We start from the raw sequence: 24,572 nt of genomic DNA on the forward strand, positions 1-24,572 counted from the left end.
AGCCCTTTTTTTATCTTCTCATCATATTGTTTGCTTGTTGACGTGATTTTTTTATTTGGCTATGATCTATTGGCACTAAGTCTTTCTTAGTTGTAAGATTTAATAGGTTAAATATTTGAACTTCCTGAGAATTTTCCTTCTTACTATCCTTATCACCTGTAACACCCATAACAATAACTTTGTTACCTTGCTTTACAGCAATGAATTCAGGTTTCTTAAACCATCTATTCTTTTTATACCAACACTTAACAACTTTTTTTCCAACTTCAGGCTTTATAACCATTTCAACCATTAATCTATTGAAGATAACATAACTTTTTTCAATAAGCTTTACTGATAAAACAGTTCCAGATATGCTTGTAATTCTGTCACCATACTTTTCCATATAAGCATTTTGGAAATAGTTACTGAATTTACTACCTATTTTTTCTTTAAGACCCATAATAATTACTCCTTTACATAAAAATATCGCTAATAACGCTATTATACTTAAAATACTTTATTATTATACCATATGTCAAATAAAATTAGCTAACTTTTTAATATGTATAGTAATTAATATAAATGCAAGGTTTATATCATATATTATTGTTTCATTAGTTAATGATTTGTATGTTAAAATACTTATAGAATGTTATGTATAATAATGTACATAACATTCTATAAGTATATGAAAAAAACGGGTTAAATTTTTGTTGTGCCAATTAGATATTAAAAATTAGTTAATCATAAAGAGGTGATTTTAGAAAAATGGATAATGTAATATTGCATGTAGATATGGATGCTTTTTTTGCATCTGTTGAGCAAAGAGACAATCCAGATCTTAAAGGTAAGCCTGTTATAGTAGGCGGAATAAGTGAAAGGGGAGTAGTATCAACTTGTTCTTATGAAGCAAGAAGATATGGGATTCATTCAGCTATGCCGATGTTCATGGCTAGAGAGAAATGTCCAAATGGAATATTTGTATCTGGAAGATATGGAAAGTATGCTAAGGTATCTCAGGAGATATTTGAAATATTTAATGAAGTTACGCCACTAGTAGAACCTGTATCTATTGATGAAGGTTTCTTAGATTTGTCTCAAGGAAAAATGAAAGATGGAATTGAAGCAGCAAGGTATATTAAGAATAGAGTATTTAAGGAAGTTGGTTTAACATTATCTATTGGTATATCTTATAATGTATGTTATATTTTATGAATGAAATATACATGTAATTATATATAGAAATAAATAAGATGAATACTAGAAATAAAGTATTTCATCTTTTGTTTATAGTTAGAAACAAAATTATATAAATACAAAATACTTATTATATGGTAAGATATATTGGAGACGAAATTAAAACTTATTATATGAGAGGGTATAGTTTTAATTTAAGATAACAAGCATAAGTTGAAGGTGGTGCAAAAGTTGAAAGATAACATACTTGAGATATCTAATTATAAACAACGAATATATAGATTAAAAAAAGGATATACAATTGTTAATGGAACAATAAGCGAGTATCCTGTAATAGTACATTCATATGTTGGAGAAATAAAGAAAGAAGTGAGCATTTTTAGTGACTTCTTTTATTATAAATCAACTAACAGGGCTATAAATTTGTTGAATGATAGCATGAATACTATAACAAAAAAATATGGTAGATTATTAGTTATGTTTCTTAACTATGTGTTTTATGGATGTGAAAAACCTATTTCAAGGATAGAAGATATCACAATAGAAATGGGTCAACAATTTTTACAACGATATGCTAAAGGATTAGAAGGTAGAAAACAGAGTAAATCTGAATACACAGTAAGCGGAGGCGAAATGACTTTAACATATTTTTTTTATTGGTTATTGCATAATTATCCTGTGAAACTCAAATATATTAAACTATCTAATTTTGAATGGGAAGAATATTACTCAATAAATGAAGCAACTAAATTTAGAGAGGAAAAAGTAAAACGCAAAAGGCTAAATTCAATATTTTGTATTGATGCTGATGATGAATATGTGACAAGGGATAAAGTTGTTACTGGAAGTTTGTATATGGTATTGTTGCTACTTGATATAGCAAAGAAACATGACAAAATGCTAAGATTGGGAATCGCTCTAGGTGCATTTGCGGGACTTAGAAAAGGTGAAGTGTGTCAAATGTCAAAAAGTCGCATTAAAACATTTGAGCCTTATGTGAATGTTCAATTTGAAACAACTATAGATACTACATACAATCAAATTCTTAGAAGCGATGGTTTGATGACTGGATATATAAAGACTAAAAAAGTTAGACCAGTATATGAACCATTTTTACCGATGCTTAATGACATATATAATGACCATTTGGACATGCTTAATGAAGATGGATTAAATAATCAGTATGGGGCTTTATTTATTGATAGTAGAGGAAATGCAATGATGGACTATACATACTTAGAACGATTTAAAAAATTAACAGACATAATGAGAGATATACTCAGAGTTGCAGCATTAGATGATGAGCAAGAAAGTGCAAAAGAAGCCTATTCTTTATTGCAAGGTGTAGCATTTACACCTCATTCATTGAGATATTTTTTTTCACAGTATATATGTGAGAGAGAAAATAATCCTATAGTTCTTCAAAGATATAGAGTGGATAAGCAAATAGCAACCCAGATGGGATATATATTAGAGTCGAGAAAAGCAAAGGAGCGTATAAAAGAATTGCAAGAAGAACTTCACAAAGATGCTGTAGAGCATATGAAGAACGTAGAAAAATTATTTGATCAAGAAGTTAGGAAATATAAAGGAGATAGAGTGTGGTAGGAATAAAATTGGAAAATGGGGAAAATTATTATTCATATCCAGATACGCTTGGAAGATTGGGTTATGGTAGTGCAGCATATTCAAAAAAGATTAGGGATAGTTTGGAGAAAATATTTAATCCAATACATTTAAAAACAAGAGTATATTATTTGAAAAATGATGTAGATGAATTTGCTATCAAATATGTAGATACTACCTGTAAACAAGTGGAATTTGCAGAACTGTTAGATAAAGAACTTAATAAATTAACTAGAAAATTAGTTCCTCACTACCAGACACCAAGTAAAGCAGGTGGTGACTTTCCGAAACTTTTTGAACAGTATGGGAAAATTATATTAGAACCATACACAGATGAAAATCCGAGTGGAAATAGACGTTTTTATCGTTCTGATGTTAAAGATATAGCTGATAATTTGGTGAGAGATCATGTTGAAATATATAATGTGGATGGTAGCAATTATAATATTAACAGTATTAAAGAACTATCTTTGTATATTATTGAAACTAAATATTATACTTCGGAAAGTTATGAACAAATCTATAAAAAAGAGCCTGGAAGAGGACAGTGGATAGGTAAAGTTCCTATGATAAAAATTAGATATATGTATTACTTTAGAAAAGAACACATACAATTTAATGAGGATTTGAAATGTAATACAATAAGCATAGTGGACTTAATTATAAAAATTAAAAAGGATACTGGTAAATCAGTACCTAAAGTTTCTTTAATAGATTATTTGGTTACGAATGGAATTCCATATTACTCCGGTAGAGATTTACAAAGTACGTCATATTCACATATTGAATATGATTATGTAGGAACTGTTTTAGATCACTATAGACGTATTGCTGAATATGATGAATGTAAATCAACATTTGAAAAAGTAAAGCTCTATATGAAATATAGTCCATTAAAAAATAATAATATACATGAAACACTAAAAGATTTCGATGAATTCATGATAGAGAGATTCAAGAACAAAGCTAGAAGCACTAAAGAACGCTGTAAATGTTCATATTATGCGATATATGATATGCTTATGTCAAAATTAAGCTGTGAACTAAAAGATATTACATCAGAGAAATTTGTGTCTTTAAGTACATATTTGATGAATTATATTAATAAATATTCACAACAAGAATTTGGTTATTTTTATAATACTATAATGAAGAAATATAAGATTTCTAGAAATATAACAGTTGGGCAAGCGCCATCAGTTATAAATGAAGTGTTACCATATGAGTTAGAAAAATTTCTAGAAATGTATGGAATTATTTTCTTAAAAATGCAAGATAAGAAATGGATAAATAGACTTGCTACAGAAGGTGCAATAGCATCAGCAACTCTTTATGTAGCTGTGCATTATTTAAGTGCATGGAGGTCGGTAGATATAAGAGATATTCCATTTCCTAACTTGAAATTAATTAATTTTAGGTCTCCAGAAAAATTTTTGGAATTTATTAAGGACGATTCAGATTCTTTTACCGATTCAATGGGGCAAAAAATTTGTATGGATATTGAGAATAAGATAAGGCTCTGGAGAAAAAGGGCTAAAAAAAATAAAGGTAACTTAGTTTTGTATATTAATGATTCGAGTAAAAAGCATATAGGTATGCTGCTAGCAATTTGTGAAGCACACAGACAAATAAGGGAGAATAAAATACGAAAAAGTGGAGGGCAAAATATAGGTTCTGGTAGTACGTTGATATACAGGTCAACAATATGGCAGAGAGTTTATTATAAAGAAATTTTTGAAGAAAGAACTGACTATCTTCTTGAAGAAAAAACTTTTGGGAATAGAAAAGCTAATAAAGCGTTTATGACATACATACAGAATAAAAGTGAGGAATGGGGACTAGGAGTAGGATATCTTTTAGATTCAATTCTAAGGGGGCACAAATTGGATGATAGACTTATATCTGAAACTACTCAAATATATATAAAAAGAACGGTAGATAAAACCACAATAAGGATATTTACAGCGGGTATTTTTGGAGGAATTAAACACAAACTTTTAGAACTTGTATATGATGATTATGAAGATTTATCTTTAGATGAAAGAGCAGAGAGAGTTAAAGGATTGAAGATATTACCTTCAGAAATAGAATCTATGAATAAAGTTTTAGCGGATAGAAGTTCACATGTTGGTAATCTCTTAGATACGTGCTTGAAGGTAAAATACACAGAATTTAAAAAAAGTAAGGGGTATAAAGTTTTGCAAGAACTATTATACGGAAAGGATTGCTATGGTAAGCATGAAGGAGCAAAATGCTTAGTAAGAGCTATTCAGAAAGTTGAAAATGATGAGTTAAATATAACTCATGTTTATGGAAATTATGAATGTATAAATAGTGAATGTAAAACATGTTTTGGTTGCCAATATCTACTAGGTAAAAAGCTTTTTTTACATGAGGTTAGTAGCAGTTTTAATGAAACTAAAGAAAATCTGAAAAGATGTATATCACCAATAGATAAAATAATTCATATGAAAAGAATTGAAAAAATATATTTCCCTATAATTTTTGAGGCGATAGAAGCCTTCGGAGAAGATGAAGTTGTGGATATTATTCAAATTGGCAATATAACAGATATATTGAGAATTGAAAAAAATAAGATAATAAATCAAGGAGAACAAAAATGTTAGTGAAAAAATATATAGATGATTTAGGAATTGTAATTAAAGAAAATGTTACTTTTGATATCAATGATGAATCTAAATATATTCATGAATTTAAATTTTTACAATCTAGGGGAATTATTAATAATGCAGATAATTTTTATGGTACTAAATGGAATATACGTGAACGAGGCACAATGAAAGTTCTTAAATTTCCATTTAATGAAGTTTGGTTTGAAAAAATGAAAAAGAAAAATAATTTACCTTTTACATATAAGGCATTTAATATGGCTATTAGAATATTTATTGTGGAATCAATGAAAACATATGTTTTTAGGACTTATTATTCAGTGATGAGAGTGTTATATAAGAATCTTAATCTTACAAATTTTTTTGCTTTAGATAAGTTTGATGACATGGAAAAATATTATGATAAACTTAAAACTTTTCATAGTACGACTCATGGTTTAGGGTTAGAGTTTTTCTCGTTTTTTTATGAATTTGATGTAGCATATGAATATAGGGAACTTATCTATGATTTAATTAGGAGTAAAGGGATAAGGAATGTAAGAACATTGCCGCATTTTGAGGATATATTTGATTTCAATGATATTATAAATGATTTTGTGCATACTGCATTTGAGGAAGAACTGAAAAGATTTTACCCAATAGTTTTATGGTGGAAAATAACGAATATAATCCCTTTGAGAACGACAGAGTTTTTGGTGACTAAAAAAGATTGTATTAATAGGATTAATGGTAAATGTTATTTAGATATTAGGCGATCAATTCTTAAGGGAAAGGGAATCGTTCAGTTGCAAAAGAAAGAATTAAAAGATGTATATAAAGACGAAACCATTGAGATAACTGAGGAAATATATAATTTAATTGATTCTTATCTTAATTGTGTAAGAAATGAAGTTTGTGATGAAGATCGTGAATGTCTATTTTCTTACCAATTTTATTATAAATATAAGACAGATAAAGCACATCTAAATGCTGATACATCACAATTGACATATAAAAATTTATATTCCCTTTTAGAATTATTTTTCGAAAAGATTGTAGAAAAGAAATACAACAGAGAGGTTATTAGTAGATATGAGGAAGTTGATTTGTTAGGAAGTAGTTCTAATAAGAAACTTGTAAAAATGCAATTATATGATACAAGACATTTAGCTATTATAAATCTGATTTTCAGTGGGTGCGAAGCTGAAACTACTAAAGCGTTAGCAGGACATACAATGATGTCAACAACTGCTGGTTACTATGACCACTATGAGGAATATGTTAGGAGCTATGCAATAGCATATGCTAAAAGACTTAAAAGTGAAAAGGATAAAGATACTGAATTGTTTATAGATACTATAAAAAGCAATGCTGATGAACAAGAAAAAAGATTGATTGTGTGGGATGGAGTTATCAATGGAAATAGGAAGAGTAATATTAGATATAAAAAAGTTGATGGAGGATACTGTACACATACTCTAAAATCATATGAACAATGTCTTAAGATGGAAGGGGTACATAAGGTATGTCCATACTTTGAACCTGATAATGATGAAATACTAATAGAAGAAATCAAAAAAGTAAATCATCAAATAAGAGCTGAATTAGATACGCTAAAAGAAATCTTGGAATCTGAAAAAATGATATCTAATGTATCTGAAAAAAGAGCCGTGGTATTAGAAAAGATAAGAAGGCTATCAAATTCAAAAGCAGAAACGATGAGCAAGTTATCAAGTGTGGAATTAATTGAAGCAAATGAGGGGCAGGTATGAGAAATATAAAACAAGAGAATGAAAAAAAAGAAGGTAAAGTTGGTAGAAAAAGAGCTTTTACAACAGAAGAATTAAGTTATGTTATAAAAATGTACATATCTACTAAAAAGTATATAACAAAGTTATCAGGCAAGCACATGGCCGAGTTTGCTCAAAGATATCTAGTTGAGCAAAATTCCAAATATGAAAATATACAAGGATATCATTTTAATAGAAATGAAGAAATAAAACAAGCTATTAAAGATTATGAAACTCAAACATCTACTATTAAACTAATAGGCAAAAAAGATACTCGTACAATGGTTAGATTTGATATTGATGCATTTTTTAAATTGACAAAAGGTGATGAGAATTCTCAGAGAAAGATATTGCAATCGTTCAATTCTAATTATGAAAAAACATATAGAGATTTAGCAAAGGTTGATAAGAAAGTTGAGGAATTAGAGATACAATATAGGCGAGATATAGCCGAAAAAGACGAAGAGATAATAGCACTTAAAAAGCGTAACATGGAACTATCTACAGATAACAGAAAAATTAATATGAAAATAGCTAATCTAAATAGATTAGATAGATTTATTGAGCAATTGGATATATATGAATATTTACGTTCTAAAGGAATGGTGGGTGAGCTAGACCTAGAGAATCTAGAGCTATTATTAAGTAGAGCTGGTTTGATTAAAATCAAGGATGTGTATAATGATATTGAACCAGAGGTCTTAGAATTAAAGGAACTTTCTATAGCAGTAGATGATGATATAAATAACGATGTGGAAATGGAAGAAAAATATGAATACACTGACTTTGTGAATGAAGCTATTGATGTAATAGAGGAAGATGACATGGAAGCTAGGGCTTTTGCATTTATGGATAAGTTTTCTAGTAAAAATAAATAAGTTGTACGTTAAACAATTATAAAATATTATTATATATCATAATTAAAATAACTATGTTTTAAAGAATAATTTATAAAGAATACGATGTTAGATTTAATTTTTGATACAATCATAGTAAAAAAATTTTAACTAGTGAGGTGATACTTATGCCAATAATTCTATATGTAGATATAAATAGTTTTTTTGTATCAGTAGAGATAGCTAATAACCCTAAGTTGAAAGCTCATACGTTTCTAGCTGTGGCAGGAAGTGAGTCTTCTAGAAAAGGTGTAATTATGACTGCAAATTATGCATCAAGAGATTATGGAGTTAAAGCTGGAATGTCAAATAGGGATGCTTTACAGTTATGCCCTAATCTAAAATTAATTCCACCTCATATGGATTTATATAAAGAATATTCCAATAAGGTAATGGACATCTTATTGAGTTTTACACATAAAGTAGAGAAGCGAAGTATAGATGAAGCGTGTGTGGATATAAGTGAGCTTGTATTTGATTATAAAAATGCTAAATCTTTAGCATATGAAATAATGAAACAAATAAAAAGTACATTAGATATATCTGTAAGCGTAGGATTAAGCTTTAATAAGAGTATGGCTAAGCTAGGTAGTGACTTAGCAGGGCCATTAGAAGTTTTTTTAATAGCTAAAGAATCTATTGAAACGATTGTATGGGCATTACCTGTAAAATATTTAATGGGAGCTGGACCCAAAACGTGTAAAAAACTGAGAAATGTAGGTATTAATACGATTGGTGATCTGGCGAACACCGACATACTGTTGTTAAAAACTATACTTAAGAAACAAGGCGAAGCCTTATATAATTGTGCTAATGGTTTAGATACATCTCCAGTAAATCATATACAGACGCTACCTAAGAGTATAGGAAATTCGAAAACAGTTTCTTCAGACATGACAACAATAGAAGAATGCGAAGAACTTTTAAAGTCGATAGCAATTAGTATTGAGCAGAGATTACTTAAGTATCAAGCAACAGCTACTACAATATCTATAGCAATAAGAACAAATGATTTTAATACAATTACAAGGCAGAAAACATTCGAGGGTCCTATTAGTTCAAGAGATACTATATACAAAGAAGCATGTTTGTTATTTAAAGAAAATTGGAAAACAGAAATTCCAGTTAGATTACTAGGCATATCTATGTCGGGTATAGAATACTTTAAAAGACAACTATCTTTTATGGATATGATTTAGGTATTACAGTAAGAGTTATCAAAGATATTTATTAAAAATGTTCAAAAGCAATCAAGAATTTAGACCTTAAATAAAATAAAGGCCATCTATTTAGAGAATATAAATATCTTTGTGTAAATTTATAGTAATCATATATAACTGGAAATTTTATTTTCAGTTATATTTTTAGAATCAAGTGTAATACTAATACGAGGTTATTAATCAATTTTTAGTGTTTGAAAAATGAACCAAAATATACATAAATTTATAAAAATGTACAAGTCTTAAGTTTAAATATTTTCAATCCTTTCTTTGAATTTAATTATCAATTGTGCTAGTGTAATACCCCAATTAGGTATAGGTTTGGAGTAGAAAGAAGAAATGAAAATCTGGCTGTACCTCCTTTTGAAAGACCAGAAAATAATCAAGTTTCATAGTGATTCCAAATCGAGATACGCCAGGTATAATGGCTAAAACTTGTGATAGACCAATGAAAAAACTTCTTTTAAAGCCTATATCTTCAACTGTTACTTTACCATCATATATCTTATTTGCCATATATGATACTATACCAATTATTATAAGCATCATACCTATAAGTCCTAAATTTCTAAAGGCAGACTCAGATTGCTTTTCAAATAGATTTCCTATTATAGCTCCAGGTATAGAAGCAGCAGCAATAAACCAAAATAACTTACCATCCGTAGAGTTTGGGTTTGTAATACCAGGATGAATTAAATTAACCCAATATTCCCCAAGCAATGCTATTACCGCAACAAGAGTTCCTAGATGTTGTGATACATCAAATGCAAGACCATGATCTTCCAATCCCAGTATTTGTGGAATAGCTATTAAATGAGCTGGCTAGATATAGGTAAAAATGAACAATCCCATAGATAATTGCTTGTAATATTGACGTTTTGATTCCTCCTAAAATTAATTTAATGTAATTAAATAGAACTTTATATTGTATATATGGATTGACTTACCATAATAAATTATGTATACCTTAATGTTATAAATAATTAACAATATTTATAGGGGAATTCTTAACAATAGAATTGTTGAAGTAAATGTAGATTCGAATGAAGGTATAATTTCAGCAGCTGATAATGATCAGGAAACTGCTGATTAAGTAGTATTAATTGAGTTTTTATTAGGGTATGCTAAAATAAATAACAGGTTCATTTATACTTTATTTCAAATTCCAGCTTAGTATTTAAAATATTAGGTTGGTTTTAATTTACATTAATAATTCAAAGAATAATTTCAAAGTGGTAAAATTAATATATAAATTGATTAAGAAATACTAAAATCAAAGGAAGAATGGTGATTATATTGAAAAAAATTATATTATTGTTATCTTTAACGTTATGTACCAGTTTTCTTGGTTGCTCAGCTCAACAATCTTCAAGTCAAAGTAACCAAAGTCAAAGTGGAAATACTACAAAGCAGATTACTGTAAATAATAGTTCTACTGTGGGAGGCAACACTGATTCTAGTTTAGATAAAGAGGCGTTTAAGAAAGGGTATACACCTTTTTCTTTAAAGGATTCAGCTATTTATACATCTTTATTTCAAATAAATGACAAGACATTAGTTTTTCCTAACTGGGATGACAATAATAATCTTTCTGTGGTTAAAGAACCATATCCTAAAAATATTATAAATACTTCGAATGTAAGTGATTTTTATAATTATCCTATTAATTCTTTAGTTGTCATGAATAAGGTAGCATATTTTTCTGATGCCGATAATAACAGTAAATTATCAAAAGTAGATTTATCAAATAGGGCATATACAACTAATTTAGCCTCGGGAAAAGTTTCAAATATGATAGGTGTAAATAATGTTGTATATTTTATTGATCCTGACAATGGAAATAAACTTCATGCTTTTGATACAAGTAACAATACGGACACAATTATATCTTCTGATAACGTTGGAAATTATTTGGTGGATGAAGATACTATACTTTATGAAAATAAAAGTGATAAATCTACTTTATACTCAATGAAAGTAGATGGGACACAAAAACAAAAACTTTCTAATTTTTCAGTAAATAGCTTTGTACCTTATTCAGGACAAATATTAGCTTTTAATTCTTCAGATGATAATAACCTTTATTCTATTAGTTTAACTGATCTATCAACAAAAAGATTAGGGGTAATGAATGGAGAGGATATGAAGATTTTTAATGGAACAATATATTTTATAAATGTAACTAATAATAGACATCTTTCAAAGATGACAGTAGATTTAGCAACTCCAAAGGTAAGTTTCAATGATTTTTCTGATTATGAGGTAAATGAATATTATCCAACTAGTAAAGGGATATTTGCACGGAAGGGTGTTAATGTTGATAATAGTTATATATACTTACCTGCATAAAAAAGTATATTTATCTCCTATGCAAGAATTATAGAAAAAGCAGTTCTTTAAAGTAATGAGCGAGATTAATATGAAATAATTATAAGTATTGGAGGTGGCTTAATGTTTTCGAAATTAAAAGGAGGTAATCATATGTGGTTTGCATTTGCAATATTGTCAGCTGTATTTGCAGCTCTTACATCTATATTAGCAAAGATAGGTATTGATGGTATAAATTCAAATTTAGCAACAGCTATACGAACTGCCGTAGTTTTAGTAATGGCTTGGGGGATAGTTTTTATTACAGGAGTACAAAATCAAGTTTCGAATATAAACCAAAAGAGCTGGATTTTCTTAATTCTATCTGGTATTGCTACGGGATTGTCATGGCTTTGCTACTATAAAGCATTGCAGATTGGAGAGGCTTCTAAGGTTGTTCCTGTGGACAAGTTTAGTATTGTAATTACAATGATACTTGCTTTTGCAATATTAAAGGAAACATTAACTGTAAAAACAATTCTTGGGGGTATATTTATTACTGTTGGAACATTTGTTATGATTTTATAGTAATATACTAGTAATGTTATGATAGTCTGTGTAATCAGATTAAATTAAAGGACTTAAATAAGATTTGTATTTATAATCTTATTTAAGTCCTTATTTTTGTTGGAATAAGTTACAATCAAAAAAATAATATACTGTATATTACTGGCCTCTCATCATACTGTATCAGCAGATTTTCCTAATATGCTCCCTCTATGAGACCAATCTTGACACGAAACATTTAGCGCACATTTTATTTATCACTTTCTTTCATGTGCCTAATAAAATTTTAACATTAGTTTATAAATAGTTTAACTTTGATTTCTTTCTATTTTACCTTTCTAATTTAAACTGTATATATGAATGAGAAACGAGGAGTGAAAAAAATGAAGATAGGACTTTTTACTGACACATATTACCCACAAATTAATGGAGTAGCAACCTCTGTGCTAATGCTTAAAAATAACCTTGAGCTTAGAGGTCATCAAGTATACGTATTTACTACAACAGATCCTAAAGCAGATAGTGAAGAAATAAATGTATATAGAGTGCCAAGTATTCCTTTTATTAGTGCAAGACGTGTTGGAATGTTCTATAATCCACGTCTATCAAGGATTATAAAAAAAATAGGACTTGATGTGATTCACACTCATACAGAATTTTCCCTTGGAATTTTTGGAAGGGCTATGGCTAGAGAACTAAATATACCTTTTCTACACACATATCACACTATATATGAAGATTACACACATTATATAGGGAAATTGGGAATACTTGACCCAATTGCAAAAATGGCTGTAAGAAAAATAAGTATAAATTTCTGCAATTCAGCAGATAAAGTAGTTGTTCCGACTAATAAAGTAGAGGAATTACTTTTGTCTTACAATGTGAAACAAGATATTTCTGTTATTCCTACAGGAATAGAACTTAATAAATTCTATAAATCTAACTTCGGTTTTGATGACGTACAAAATTTACGTGAGAATTTGGGAATTAGAGAAAAAGACAAGGTTTTACTTTTCATTGGCAGATTAGCAAAGGAAAAAAATATTGAGGAAATTTTAATTGCCATGAAATATTATTTGGAAGATAAGGAAGATGTTAAATTTCTATTAATTGGTGATGGTCCAGAAAAAGATATTTTAGAAGAGAAGGCAAAGGAATTAGGAATTAATAAAAAGACAATATTCGCAGGTGAAAAACCATGGAACGATATTGGTATATATTATCAATTAGGAGATATTTTTATAAGCGCATCACAAAGTGAAACTCAAGGTCTTACTTATATTGAAGCACTAGCTTCAGGAGTGCCTGTTGTTGCAAAAGCTGACAGATGTTTAGATGGTGTATTGAAAGATAATGTTAATGGATATGCATTTCATAATCAAGATGATTTTATAAAAGCTTTAGATTCTATTCTTAATACTAATTCAAAGAAAGAGAGTTTATCTATTGAGGCTGTAAAATCAACAGAAAAGTTCTCTGCTGAAAATTTTGCTAGTAAGGTAGAAGAATTATATAAAAATATGATTTATATAGAAAATAAGTATCAAAGGATTTCTGTATAAAGTGAAACATTTCAGGTGTAGTTTTCTAATTGGCCTTTGAGAGGAAACTACGGTTGAATTTAGTTGAACTTATCTAGGGTCATGCCACTGTCATCTTCCACTTAAAGATGAGGGAGTGTTACAGTGGCTAGACATCAGATAAAGACACCAGTCCCCTTAGAAAGTACAATAGTATTAAAAAGTATAATTTATATACCATGTAGTTTTGCTTTTTAATTAATATCCAATATTAGACAGGAGAGTGTATAATTATGAAAGTAAAAACTCATGTTAAGATAGCAGAATTAGCATTTAGTAATAGTATAAAAGTTGTTCCAAATGGATTTTCTAAGTTTATGTTTAATTTTGGACTTGTGATGGTTGATCAAAGCTGGCATGTAAAAACACATCCTCATTATAGGCAAAAATCTTTTAAATATGTTATTGAAAAGATAGAAGAACTTCTATCAGTTAAAAGATTTAATGGTTATTACTCAATGCAGCTAGGTATAGTTATTCATTACTTATGTGATTTTTGCTGCAATGCACATATATCTGGTTCAATAGGTAATATAACAAACCATATAAAGTATGAGAGGGAGTTACAAAGATATTTATTAAATAATTTTGATAATTTAAGGAATTATTTTATTAAGACGGAAGATAATAAAAACCGTATATTCAATAGTCTTGCTTCAATAAAAGAATCAATTGAAAATATTTTAGAAGATTATATGAAAGGTAAAGCATCTTATTTATTAGATATTAAGCAATGTGTTAAAATCACTTCCGTAGTTTGTTATAATGTTTTTGCTTATAATGAAAGCTTATCAAGAAATATCTCGGTAAGCCAATATAAGAAAGTAACAAGTTCAAGAGCTGCTGAAGAAGTAGGTTATTCATGATATAATAAATTAGAGAGGTGAATTATGTGACTATAAAGAAGCGTTTGTTTATTTCAAACCTTTTAATGCTTGTTATACCTGCAATTTTAGGTCTTATAATGGTAGGCGGTACAATCTTTGGAGTTATGGAGATAATGGGAGAGCATGATCCAAATGAAAAATTCTTTTACGAATCTATGGACAAAATAAATAAGATTACAAATAAGTGGTCTGATAATATAAATCTTGATCAGATGAAGGTAGATATAGATAAATTTAATGAAAAGAATAAAGATAAGAATATTGCATTAAGTGTTTATGAAGGGCAGGAATTGTTATATCCTTCGTCAACTGTTGAAGATACGTCTATTTTAAATACTGCCTTATCTAAAGATGGGAATCATATGTTTATTATGGATAATATAGCTATTTATAAAGAGAGTGTAGGTAAATACAATATAGTTATAGAAGATACTGATTTTGCTCATCATAATAAGGAAGATGGCAAGGTTTACGATAGGATACTATATACCTTAGGAGTAGTAATGTTCTTTGCTGCAATTGCTATTATATTGTTAACAAATAGATTTCTGACTAGTTTCGTGTTTAAGCGTATTATTAATCCATTAGAAACATTAGTTTATGGAGTACATCAAATTCGTGATGGCAATTTGGATTTTCATATAGACTACAATGAAAAAGATGAATTTCAAGAAATATGCTCTGATTTTAATGAAATGGCTCAGCGGCTTTTAGATTCTGTAAAGGCAAGGCAAAAGGATGAAGCCAACCGTAAAGAGCTGATTGCTGGAATTTCACATGATTTAAGAACTCCGTTAACATCAATTAAAGCCTATGTGGAAGGCTTAGAAACAGGAGTGGCATCTACTCCGGAAACTCAAAAGCGTTATTTGGATACAATAAAGAATAAAACTAGTGATTTAGAGCATATTGTCAGTCAATTGTTTTTATTTTCTAAATTAGACATTGGAGAATTTCCTCTATATTTAGAAAAGGTAGATATTGGTAGGGAACTTTCGAATATTACAGTAAATCTATCTGAAGAATACAAAGAAAAGGGATTAATTATTAAAATGGTGCAAAATGCAAAAGATATTTGCATTCAAGTAGATATTGTACAGTTACGTAATGCTGTAATAAATGTTTTGGAAAACAGTGTGAAGTATAAAAACAAAGAACAGGGTCAAATGAAAATCAGCTGCGAGGATAAAGATAATTATGTTACAATCAGATTGGAGGATAATGGACCTGGTGTTAGTAATGAAGCACTTGAAAAGTTATTTGATGTTTTTTATAGAACAGATCCTTCTAGAAGTAATCCAAGCAAAGGTAGTGGACTCGGGCTTTCTATAACAGCAAAAATCTTAGAGCAGTTAGGTGGATCTATAAAAGCAGAAAATGTTATAGAGGGTGGGCTTGCTATTATAATGACATTGCCTAAATATACAGAAAATAAAGCACTTGAAAATAAATAACAAGTCTAAGAACAATCGGAGATAGTTCTAGCTTCAATGGGAATATGGGAGACAAAATAATTGATGATTATTTTCGGATTAAATAGAATACAGGAGGCAAAATAATTATTAATTATTTTGTTACCTAAAGGAGTAAAGGAGTATAGGGAGGAATAGTATTGAAAAAAATTCTAATTGTTGAAGACGATAAATCTATTGCTGAGATTGAAAGGGATTTTTTAGAGATAAGCGGATTTGAAACCTTTATTGTGGCAGATGGGATGGAAGGTTTAAAACATGCATCTTCTGGGGAATATGATTTAATACTTTTGGATTTAATGTTGCCCAATATAGATGGATATGAGATTTGTAAAAAAATACGTGGATCAATTAACATTCCAATAATAATGGTAACTGCAAGAATAGAAGATGTAGATAAAATAAGAGGTCTAGGACTTGGAGCAGATGATTATATTTCAAAGCCTTTTTCTCCTACAGAGCTTGTGGCAAGGGTAAAAGCAAACTTAGCACAATATGAACGATTAACAACTGGTAATTCAGAAAAGAATGAGGAAATACAGGTTGGTAGTGTAAGGATTAATTCCAAAGCGCATCGTGTTTATGTAGATGGAAAAGAGATTGAGTTAAAAAATAAGGAATATGAATTATTATTGTTTCTTATTACCAATGCTGATATTGTTTTTAGCAAAGAAATATTATATGACAAAATATGGGGAATGGATTCGTACGGAGATATGAAAACAGTAGCAGTTCATATCAATAGGTTAAGAGATAAAATTGAAAAAGACACTTCTAATCCTGTACATATTCAAACTGTATGGGGTGCTGGTTATCGATTTAAAGTTTAAGCAGAGAACCAAAATCTATGATTTTGTGTGAATCGCTTACTCAGTGAGCGAATGCGAATCGAGTTTCCTTAAAATTGTAAACACTTTTGCATTAAATTGCGAGGGTGTTTTTTTATTCATTAATGATAAATAGTTTACCTTTTGTTTAACTTTTAAAGGTTAAGAGTTTAACATTGCCTGATAGTATATATATAACCCAAGAAAACATGGGGAAGGCATATGAAAGAAAATAATGAGTTTGTAATGTAAAGTTAATTTCAACTAGTGTAAGGGTTTTTTATGAGAATTAAGGAAGAATATTTTTAGCAAGTAGGTTATTAAGGGAATATTTTGAGAAAAAATGAATTAGGGATTTAGATTCATTATTTTTGAATATGCCAAAATTTGAATGGAGGTATTGACTATGATAAGTAAAAAATTAAAAGCAATTGTAAGTTCAGCAGTAGCAGGAGGAGTACTATTAGCCCTAAGCGTAGCAGCCTTTGCATCATCAAGTTCTGGATATGAAAACTATAAAACTGCAGTAAAAGCAATTGTTACCACTAAAAATGCAACAATCGACGCACAATATGAAGTGAAAGATAACGGAACAGTACTAGTTACAGGAGACACTATTCAAAAGCTTGATAATGAAAACAGATCATCAAAAACCAGTGTTACAGTTGATGGAACAAGTAAAACCTATGAAAGTAGCAATGCAAATGGAACTTTTATTATAAACGATGATGGAAATTATTATCAGATGAATAAAGGTACTAATAGTGCGGAAAAGGATAAAAAAGAAAAATTATCGGAATCTAGTAGCAGCGTAAAGCTTGCAGAAATGGTTACAGATACTTTGGTGGGGGATGTTAAGAATCAATTTGTCCAAGATGGAGATAACATAAATATAAAGCTTGAGGGTGAACAAATTCCAGAACTAGCCAAACTAGCAGTTTCAGCAGCAGTAGAAAACAGTAACCGTGAGAAGGCTCACAATAACAATAATGATAAAATAGGTCACGATGCAGATTTAAAAGCAGCTATGGATAAGGTACCAAGTCTAAGCAATATAGAGGTTAAATCAATAGCAATGACTGCAACTGTTGATGGAGATACATTAAAGGATAATAAAATTACAGCTGTAATAACAGGTACAGATACAAATGGTACTTCACATGAAATAACATTAACACTAAATGCAAAAGTTTCAGAGGTAGGAAGTACTAAAATTGATTCAATAGATGTAACTGGTAAACAAGTTACCGCTATTGATGGGAAAGAACAACATCGTAATAAATAATAAGTGAAATTTCAATAGGGGGGGATTTATGCCACCCTTTTAATTAGGAGGGAATAAAGATGGCACTTAAAATTAATAATCTCACTAAAATATATAAGAACGGACGTGGCATTAAAGAGGTTTCTTTTCAAGTTAATGAGGGTGACATATATGGCTTATTAGGTCCAAATGGCTCTGGTAAGACTACTACTATGAAAATCATAACAGGATTAATACCAGCCTATCAGGGAGAGGTTGAAATTTTTGGGAAAAGCATTGAAAAATACGGCGAAAGATCTCTTGAAGAGGTTGGATGTTTAATTGAAGCTCCTGCTGTTTATGATTATTTAAGTGCGAGAAAAAACCTTGAAATTGCAGCAGAATATTATAGTAAGGTAAAAGCACCTCAAATTAAACATATTTTAGAACAAACTGGACTTATAAAATATCAATATGATAAAGTTAAAGAATTTTCCCTAGGCATGAAGCAGAGATTAGGTTTAGCTTTAGCTTTGCTATCAAATCCAAAGCTTGTTATTTTAGATGAGCCTGCTAACGGCTTAGATATTGAAGGTATGGTTGATATTAGAGAGATTATTGTGAGAGAAGCAAAAGCAAATGGAACCACTTTTCTAATCTCAAGTCATCTTGCTCATGAATTAGAGATTATTTGCAGCAAAGTTGCAATTATGAAAGAAGGACAATTATTTAAAACTGCTACAATGGAAGAAGTGATAAATGAAAGCGGAACACTTGAAAAATATTTTCTTAAAACTGTAGAAAGTGGAAGGAGGGATCTATATGAGAATGATTAAGGCAGGTATAAAAAATGAAAGCATTAAACTATTTAATCTTAAGAAATACAAGGTACTACTTTTACTATTAGGTCTTTTTAGTTTTCTAGGCAATATTTTAAGAGCAATTATACCAGGAAGTGCTATAATTTCATTTATTAATTCTCCATTTTTAATTTTGACAATATTAACACAATTCATGCTACCCCTTATAATAGCAATGACAGCAGCGGATTTATTTACAGCAGAACAGGAAAAAGGAGTTATCAAAGCAATAATCACAAGACCTGTAGGCAGAATTAATATCTTTATTTCTAAGGCTCTAACAATTGCTTTGTATACAATTTTAGCATTAATGACTTGCTTAGTAATAAGTTTACTTTCAGGTATTGGATTTAATGGGATAGAATCAGTAAATATTGTTGAAACGGTTATAGCATATATATTATCAATTGTTCCAATTATACCTATAGTTCTCTTTGCAGTTACGATTTCGCAATTATGTAAAAACAGTTCTAGTACAGTAATGGTGTTTGTATTAAGTTATATAATTATTTTAGCAACAGCTACTATTATTCCAAGTATAAACCCTATGGTATTCACCACCTACACAGGTTGGTATAAGTTATTTATAGGTGCAGCAGCACCAGTAGGAAAAATTTTAAATGTACTTACCTTGCTGGCAGCTTATACCTTAATCTTCTTTGCAGCTGGCTCATGGGCTTTTGAAAAAAAAGAATATTAAGTTTCTCTATTATGTTATTTAAGAGGATATTTTAATATTTCTGTATAACATATATGTAGAGTTTATGTTTTTTGGAGCAAGTCTAGATTACATGTTCTTCTAACATTGGTTGAATGCTTGGATTTTCATCTATGCCAGCAGTATATTTCTTTTGGTTAGGAGCTATGATATTAGCATATATGGTTTTAGGAACAATATTAAAAAATTATATATAAGAATATATGGTGGATTTTTATAGTATTGAAATATTATGGGAGAATTTATTAAAATTTAGATTAGTAAAAAAGTTGCTGAATTAATTAAATGATTTAGCAACTTTTTAGTATATAGAAATTTATATAAATATTAGAAATATACATAAATGCAATAATGTGAGATGAATAAAATTCGTTAGAAATACCTAATAGGGGAAAACTAATTTAAATGATAAAAATGAATAGAAATCAAAAGGAATACTTGGAGCAATAAAAGCTTTAAGTATTCCTTTTGATTTTTACGTGTATGTAAATATAAAGAGATTGTTTGATGGAATTATTCATTTTAGCAGTTAATTATTTTCTGGAATAAAAAGATAGGTATTATATAGAAAGTGAAATATAATGCGTTTATCATAAACGAGTAATATCATTGTGATAAATAACTTTTATTGTGTATTAAAAATCTTTATACAATCTTTATACAAATAAAGATTGTTTAATCCAATCTTTACACTGTAAGTAGTATCATACAAATATGGAAATTAAATTATTGAAGGGGGAAAGATAATGTTGGATATTGTATTTTTCGGATCACTAATTTTAGGATTTTGTTCTATAAGGTTTTTTGCTAACTGGTGCGAAAAGCAAGTTAATAAATAAAAATAAACGGGGGAATGCATATGTGGATTTTAATTGCAATTATAGTTTTACTTTTTGGATATTTAAGTTATGCACTATTTAATCCAGAAAAATTTTAGTTATTCAAAGTAAAGCGGGAGGAATAATTTATGGAATGGTTACAAATAATAATAACTTTACTACTTTTTATGTTGATCGTAGTGCCACTTGGAAAATATTTATATTTTGTTAGTACTAGAGAGAAGACATTTGCAGATAAGCTTTTTAATCCAATAGATAATCTTATTTATAAAATATGCAGGATTAATAAAGATGAAGAAATGAATTGGAAGGAATATGTGTTTTCAATTATTGTTATAAATGCAGTTATGGTACTTATAGGATATGTAATACTGAGAGCACAGGGATTTCTATTTTTAAATCCAAACAAAATAGATGGAATGGAGCAAAGTTTATCATTTAACACAATTATAAGTTTCATGACAAATACAAATCTTCAAGATTACAGTGGAGAATCTGGAGTTTCTCATTTAAGTCAAATGATAGTGATTATCTTTATGATGTTTACATCAGCTGCAACAGGCTTTGCAGCAGCACTTGCTTTTATGAGAGGAATAATTGGTAAAAGGACAATGGGAAACTTTTTTGTGGACATAACAAGAATAATAACAAGAGTTTTATTACCATTTTCAATAGTAATAGGACTTCTTTTAGTAAGCCAAGGTGTACCACAAACTTTATCAGGAACTAAAACAGTTACTACAATAGAAGGAAAAATGCAGGATATAGCAATGGGACCTGTAGCAGCTCTTGAATCAATAAAGCATATAGGAACAAATGGTGGTGGTTTCTTTGGTGCTAATTCGGCTCATCCTTTTGAAAATCCTACACCTTTATCAAATTTAATTGAATTACTTTCTATGATGATGCTTCCAGGAGCATTAGTTTATACCTTTGGTTTAATGTTAAAAAATAAGAAACAAGGTTGGACGATATTTTGGGCAATGGCAGGGATATTTATTATTGCATTACCAATATGCTATTTTGCGGAAAAAGCAGGAAATCCAGCTTTAGCGCATATAGGATTAAGCCAAGCTATGGGTAATATGGAAGGTAAAGAAGTGAGGTTTGGAATAGCAGAATCTTCATTATTTACCACAGTAACTACGGCATTCACAACAGGAACTGTTAATAATATGCATGATTCATTAACACCGCTTGGTGGAGCTGTAGCATTAATGAACATGATGCTTAATGTAGTCTTCGGAGGAAAAGGCGTAGGATTTATGAATATGATGATGTATGCAATCCTTACAGTTTTCTTATGTGGACTTATGGTTGGAAGAACACCAGAATTTTTATCAAAGAAGATTGAAGGTAAAGAAATTAAATTAATAGCTCTAGCTATAATAATTCATCCATTTTTAATATTAATGTTTTCAGCCTTGGCTTTAATAGCTCCTCAAGGACTTGCTGGAATATCAAATCCAGGATTTCATGGTTTAAGTCAAATAGTTTATCAATTTACATCATCTGCAGCTAATAATGGTTCTGGATTTGAAGGAATGGCAGATAACACGTTATTTTGGAATACTACAACAGGAATAGTTATGTTTTTGGGAAGATATTTATCAATTATAATTCTTCTTTCAGTAGCAGGATCTTTAGCAGCTAAAAGAACAATACCACAAACTGCAGGAACTTTTAGAACAGATAACACAATGTTTACAGTAACGCTAATTGTAATTGTATTAATAATTGGTGCATTGACATTTTTACCAGCTCTAGCTCTTGGACCAATAGCGGAACATTTGACATTATGGCGTTAATATAACCTTGATTATTGAGATATTTGAAGACAAGGAGAAAAATAATATGAGTAGTGAAAAGAAAGAATCTAAATTTATTACAAGAGAAATATTAAATGAATCAATTATAGAATCTTTTAAAAAACTTAATCCAAAATATATGATAAAAAATCCAGTAATGTTCGTAGTTGAAGTAGGATTCATTATAACTTTGATTCTAACATTTTTACCAGGATTATTCGGAGATCAAGGTAATAATTTGAGAGTATACAATTTTATTGTAGCATTAATATTGTTTGTAACGGTGCTTTTTGCAAATTTTGCAGAAGCAGTAGCAGAAGGAAGAGGAAAAGCTCAGGCTGAAAATTTAAAGAAAATGCGTAAAGATACCGTAGCTAAACTTTTAAATACTGATGGAACTACTAAAATTATAAATGCCAATGAATTAAAAAAAGGCGATGTAGTTTTAGTTGAAAATGGAGATATAATTCCTAATGATGGTGAAGTTATAGATGGAATAGCTTCTGTAGATGAATCAGCTATAACAGGTGAATCAGCACCAGTTATGAAAGAACGTGGAGGAGATTTTGCATCAGTTACAGGAGGAACAAAAGTCGTAAGTGATTGGTTAAAAATTGAGATAACAGCAACACCAGGAGAATCTTTCTTAGATAAAATGATTTCTCTTGTAGAAGGGGCATCAAGACAAAAAACTCCAAATGAAATTGCTCTTAATACTTTGCTTGTAAGCTTAACTATAATATTTCTTATAGTAATTGTTGCACTTTATCCTATGGCTCAATACTCAGGAGTTGCAATTTATATTTCAACTTTAGTTGCACTTCTTGTATGCTTAATACCTACAACTATTGGAGGATTATTATCAGCTATTGGGATTGCGGGTATGGATAGAGTTACTAAATTCAATGTTATAGCTATGTCAGGTAAAGCAGTAGAAGCATGCGGTGATGTTGATACAATGCTTCTTGACAAGACAGGAACAATAACCTTTGGTAATAGACTTGCAGCAGAGTTTATACCTGTCGGAAATACAAAAAAAACAGATTTAATAAATTATGCTGTAATATGTTCAATAAAAGATGATACGCCAGAAGGAAAATCAATAGTTGACCTTGGCAAAAAGAGTGGAACAACAGTTAATGATGAAGAATATAAGAAGCTAGATTTTATTGAATTTACAGCTCAAACAAGAATGAGTGGATTAGATTTACCAAACGGTTTAAAGGTTAGAAAAGGAGCTTCTGATGCTATAAAAAATAGAATAAAAGAACTCGGTGGAAACATTCCAAATGACTTAGATGACGCTGTAAATGGAGTTTCTAAATTAGGTGGAACACCTCTCGTAGTATGCGTTAGTGAAAAAGCATATGGGGTTATATATCTAAAAGACACTGTTAAGCCTGGTCTAGTAGAAAGATTCCAAAGACTTAGAGAAATCGGAATTAAAACAGTTATGTGTACTGGAGATAATCCTTTAACAGCAGCGACAATTGCTAAAGAAGCTGGCGTAGATGAGTTTATAGCTGAATGTAAGCCAGAAGATAAAATCGATGCAATTAAAAAAGAGCAGGAACAAGGTAAAATTGTAGCAATGACTGGTGATGGAACTAATGATGCACCAGCTCTAGCACAGGCAGATGTGGGACTTGCAATGAATAGTGGAACTACAGCAGCTAAAGAGGCAGCTAATATGGTTGATTTGGATTCAGATCCAACAAAAATCCTTGAAGTAGTTGAAATAGGAAAACAGCTTTTAATTACAAGAGGAGCTTTAACTACTTTTAGCATAGCTAATGATGTAGCTAAATATTTTGCTATAATTCCAGCTATCTTTACTGTAGCTATACCTGAAATGCAGGTTATGAATGTAATGGGACTTTCAACTCCTTATAGCGCTATTCTTTCAGCACTTATATTTAATGCAATAATAATACCAGTGCTTATACCAATAGCAATGAGAGGGGTAAAGTATAAACCTATGAAAGCGGAAACTATGCTCCTTAGAAATATGCTTATTTTCGGAGGAGGGGGAGTACTTGTTCCATTTATAGGAATTAAGGTGATTGATATTATTATCGCGCCTCTAGTTAGGATTCTTAATATAGGTTAACTTAGTCAGTTAACAATTAATAGTATGTATT

General features: G+C 29.7%; 19 protein-coding genes and 1 pseudogene. 18 read left to right on the forward strand and 2 right to left on the reverse strand.

All coding sequences use genetic code 11. The features are described from left to right. Positions 1 to 10: 10 nt before the first annotated feature. Positions 11 to 442, reverse strand: coding sequence for a hypothetical protein (locus T483_RS0119280; protein WP_012060399.1), 432 nt, complete (start codon positions 440 to 442; stop codon positions 11 to 13). A gap of 308 nt (positions 443 to 750) precedes the next feature. Here T483_RS0119280 and T483_RS29485 point away from each other — a divergent pair. The 6 genes and pseudogenes from T483_RS29485 to dinB form a co-directional block, all read left to right on the forward strand. After that, positions 751 to 1,179, forward strand: a pseudogene (locus T483_RS29485) (DNA polymerase IV); the annotation flags it as partial. A 231-nt stretch (positions 1,180 to 1,410) separates the two neighbouring features. Continuing rightward, positions 1,411 to 2,787, forward strand: coding sequence for a tyrosine-type recombinase/integrase (locus T483_RS0119290; protein ID WP_026888305.1), 1,377 nt, complete (start codon positions 1,411 to 1,413; stop codon positions 2,785 to 2,787). Next, complete coding sequence (locus T483_RS0119295; RefSeq protein WP_026888306.1) at positions 2,781 to 5,432, forward strand: hypothetical protein; 2,652 nt, start codon at positions 2,781 to 2,783, stop codon at positions 5,430 to 5,432. Before T483_RS0119290 ends, T483_RS0119295 begins: the two co-directional genes overlap by 7 nt. Then, positions 5,426 to 7,186: a hypothetical protein gene (locus T483_RS0119300; RefSeq protein WP_026888307.1), complete on the forward strand. Its 1,761-nt coding sequence runs from the start codon at positions 5,426 to 5,428 to the stop codon at positions 7,184 to 7,186. Before T483_RS0119295 ends, T483_RS0119300 begins: the two co-directional genes overlap by 7 nt. Continuing rightward, the gene (locus tag T483_RS0119305; RefSeq protein ID WP_026888308.1) at positions 7,183 to 8,082 is read left to right on the forward strand and encodes a hypothetical protein; all 900 of its coding nucleotides are present in this window, start codon (positions 7,183 to 7,185) and stop codon (positions 8,080 to 8,082) included. Before T483_RS0119300 ends, T483_RS0119305 begins: the two co-directional genes overlap by 4 nt. A 146-nt stretch (positions 8,083 to 8,228) precedes the next feature. Next, the gene (dinB, locus tag T483_RS29490) at positions 8,229 to 9,299 is read left to right on the forward strand and encodes a DNA polymerase IV (protein ID WP_051560462.1); all 1,071 of its coding nucleotides are present in this window, start codon (positions 8,229 to 8,231) and stop codon (positions 9,297 to 9,299) included. A gap of 330 nt (positions 9,300 to 9,629) precedes the next feature. On the opposite strand, the gene T483_RS29495 is transcribed toward dinB, so the two are convergent. Next, on the reverse strand, positions 9,630 to 10,106 hold the full coding sequence (locus tag T483_RS29495) for an undecaprenyl-diphosphate phosphatase (RefSeq protein WP_051560464.1): 477 nt from the start codon (positions 10,104 to 10,106) through the stop codon (positions 9,630 to 9,632). 510 nt (positions 10,107 to 10,616) lie between these two features. On the opposite strand from T483_RS29495, the gene T483_RS30620 reads away from it, so the two are divergent. From T483_RS30620 to kdpB, 12 genes are all read left to right on the forward strand, one after another. Beyond that, complete coding sequence (locus T483_RS30620) at positions 10,617 to 11,669, forward strand: DUF5050 domain-containing protein (protein WP_242841890.1); 1,053 nt, start codon at positions 10,617 to 10,619, stop codon at positions 11,667 to 11,669. A 132-nt stretch (positions 11,670 to 11,801) separates the two neighbouring features. Beyond that, a complete protein-coding gene (locus T483_RS0119325) occupies positions 11,802 to 12,215 on the forward strand; it encodes an EamA family transporter (RefSeq protein WP_026888310.1) in 414 nt (137 codons plus the stop codon). A gap of 362 nt (positions 12,216 to 12,577) precedes the next feature. After that, positions 12,578 to 13,759 carry a glycosyltransferase family 4 protein gene (locus tag T483_RS0119330; protein WP_026888311.1) on the forward strand — a complete coding sequence of 394 codons (1,182 nt, stop codon included), beginning with the start codon at positions 12,578 to 12,580 and terminating at the stop codon, positions 13,757 to 13,759. Between the two features lie 251 nt (positions 13,760 to 14,010). Further along, complete coding sequence (locus tag T483_RS29500) at positions 14,011 to 14,643, forward strand: zinc dependent phospholipase C family protein (protein ID WP_051560466.1); 633 nt, start codon at positions 14,011 to 14,013, stop codon at positions 14,641 to 14,643. 26 nt (positions 14,644 to 14,669) lie between these two features. After that, positions 14,670 to 16,118, forward strand: coding sequence for a sensor histidine kinase (locus tag T483_RS0119340; protein ID WP_026888312.1), 1,449 nt, complete (start codon positions 14,670 to 14,672; stop codon positions 16,116 to 16,118). 158 nt (positions 16,119 to 16,276) lie between these two features. Next, on the forward strand, positions 16,277 to 16,966 hold the full coding sequence (locus T483_RS0119345; RefSeq protein ID WP_026888313.1) for a response regulator transcription factor: 690 nt from the start codon (positions 16,277 to 16,279) through the stop codon (positions 16,964 to 16,966). Positions 16,967 to 17,369: 403 nt separating this feature from the next. Beyond that, positions 17,370 to 18,248, forward strand: coding sequence for a hypothetical protein (locus tag T483_RS0119350; protein ID WP_026888314.1), 879 nt, complete (start codon positions 17,370 to 17,372; stop codon positions 18,246 to 18,248). A 59-nt stretch (positions 18,249 to 18,307) separates the two neighbouring features. Beyond that, positions 18,308 to 19,042 (forward strand): ABC transporter ATP-binding protein, encoded by a 735-nt coding sequence (locus tag T483_RS0119355; protein WP_347460321.1) that lies wholly within the window; start codon positions 18,308 to 18,310, stop codon positions 19,040 to 19,042. Further along, on the forward strand, positions 19,029 to 19,766 hold the full coding sequence (locus tag T483_RS0119360) for an ABC transporter permease (RefSeq protein ID WP_026888316.1): 738 nt from the start codon (positions 19,029 to 19,031) through the stop codon (positions 19,764 to 19,766). The genes T483_RS0119355 and T483_RS0119360 overlap by 14 nt, the downstream gene beginning before the upstream one ends. An 877-nt stretch (positions 19,767 to 20,643) precedes the next feature. After that, the gene (gene kdpF / locus T483_RS32670) at positions 20,644 to 20,721 is read left to right on the forward strand and encodes a K(+)-transporting ATPase subunit F (RefSeq protein WP_396128421.1); all 78 of its coding nucleotides are present in this window, start codon (positions 20,644 to 20,646) and stop codon (positions 20,719 to 20,721) included. Positions 20,722 to 20,751: 30 nt separating this feature from the next. Beyond that, on the forward strand, positions 20,752 to 22,431 hold the full coding sequence (kdpA, locus tag T483_RS0119375; protein WP_026888317.1) for a potassium-transporting ATPase subunit KdpA: 1,680 nt from the start codon (positions 20,752 to 20,754) through the stop codon (positions 22,429 to 22,431). Positions 22,432 to 22,477: 46 nt separating this feature from the next. Next, positions 22,478 to 24,541, forward strand: coding sequence for a potassium-transporting ATPase subunit KdpB (kdpB, locus tag T483_RS0119380; RefSeq protein ID WP_026888318.1), 2,064 nt, complete (start codon positions 22,478 to 22,480; stop codon positions 24,539 to 24,541). The last annotated feature ends 31 nt before the right edge of the window (positions 24,542 to 24,572 follow it).

This window comes from Clostridium beijerinckii HUN142 (genome assembly GCF_000621745.1).
GTDB lineage: Bacteria > Bacillota > Clostridia > Clostridiales > Clostridiaceae > Clostridium > Clostridium beijerinckii_A.

What these genes read in the sequence shown, in the direction of transcription:
- T483_RS0119280 (WP_012060399.1), bottom strand. Translation starts at nt 442, where the DNA reads ATGGGTCTTAAAGAAAAAATAGGTAGTAAATTCAGTAACTATTTCCAA.
- T483_RS0119300 (WP_026888307.1), top strand. Translation starts at nt 5,426, where the DNA reads ATGTTAGTGAAAAAATATATAGATGATTTAGGAATTGTAATTAAAGAA.
- T483_RS0119305 (WP_026888308.1), top strand. Translation starts at nt 7,183, where the DNA reads ATGAGAAATATAAAACAAGAGAATGAAAAAAAAGAAGGTAAAGTTGGT.
- dinB (WP_051560462.1), top strand. Translation starts at nt 8,229, where the DNA reads ATGCCAATAATTCTATATGTAGATATAAATAGTTTTTTTGTATCAGTA.
- T483_RS0119325 (WP_026888310.1), top strand. Translation starts at nt 11,802, where the DNA reads ATGTGGTTTGCATTTGCAATATTGTCAGCTGTATTTGCAGCTCTTACA.
- T483_RS0119330 (WP_026888311.1), top strand. Translation starts at nt 12,578, where the DNA reads ATGAAGATAGGACTTTTTACTGACACATATTACCCACAAATTAATGGA.
- T483_RS29500 (WP_051560466.1), top strand. Translation starts at nt 14,011, where the DNA reads ATGAAAGTAAAAACTCATGTTAAGATAGCAGAATTAGCATTTAGTAAT.
- T483_RS0119350 (WP_026888314.1), top strand. Translation starts at nt 17,370, where the DNA reads ATGATAAGTAAAAAATTAAAAGCAATTGTAAGTTCAGCAGTAGCAGGA.
- T483_RS0119355 (WP_347460321.1), top strand. Translation starts at nt 18,308, where the DNA reads ATGGCACTTAAAATTAATAATCTCACTAAAATATATAAGAACGGACGT.
- T483_RS0119360 (WP_026888316.1), top strand. Translation starts at nt 19,029, where the DNA reads ATGAGAATGATTAAGGCAGGTATAAAAAATGAAAGCATTAAACTATTT.
- kdpF (WP_396128421.1), top strand. Translation starts at nt 20,644, where the DNA reads ATGTGGATTTTAATTGCAATTATAGTTTTACTTTTTGGATATTTAAGT.
- kdpA (WP_026888317.1), top strand. Translation starts at nt 20,752, where the DNA reads ATGGAATGGTTACAAATAATAATAACTTTACTACTTTTTATGTTGATC.
- kdpB (WP_026888318.1), top strand. Translation starts at nt 22,478, where the DNA reads ATGAGTAGTGAAAAGAAAGAATCTAAATTTATTACAAGAGAAATATTA.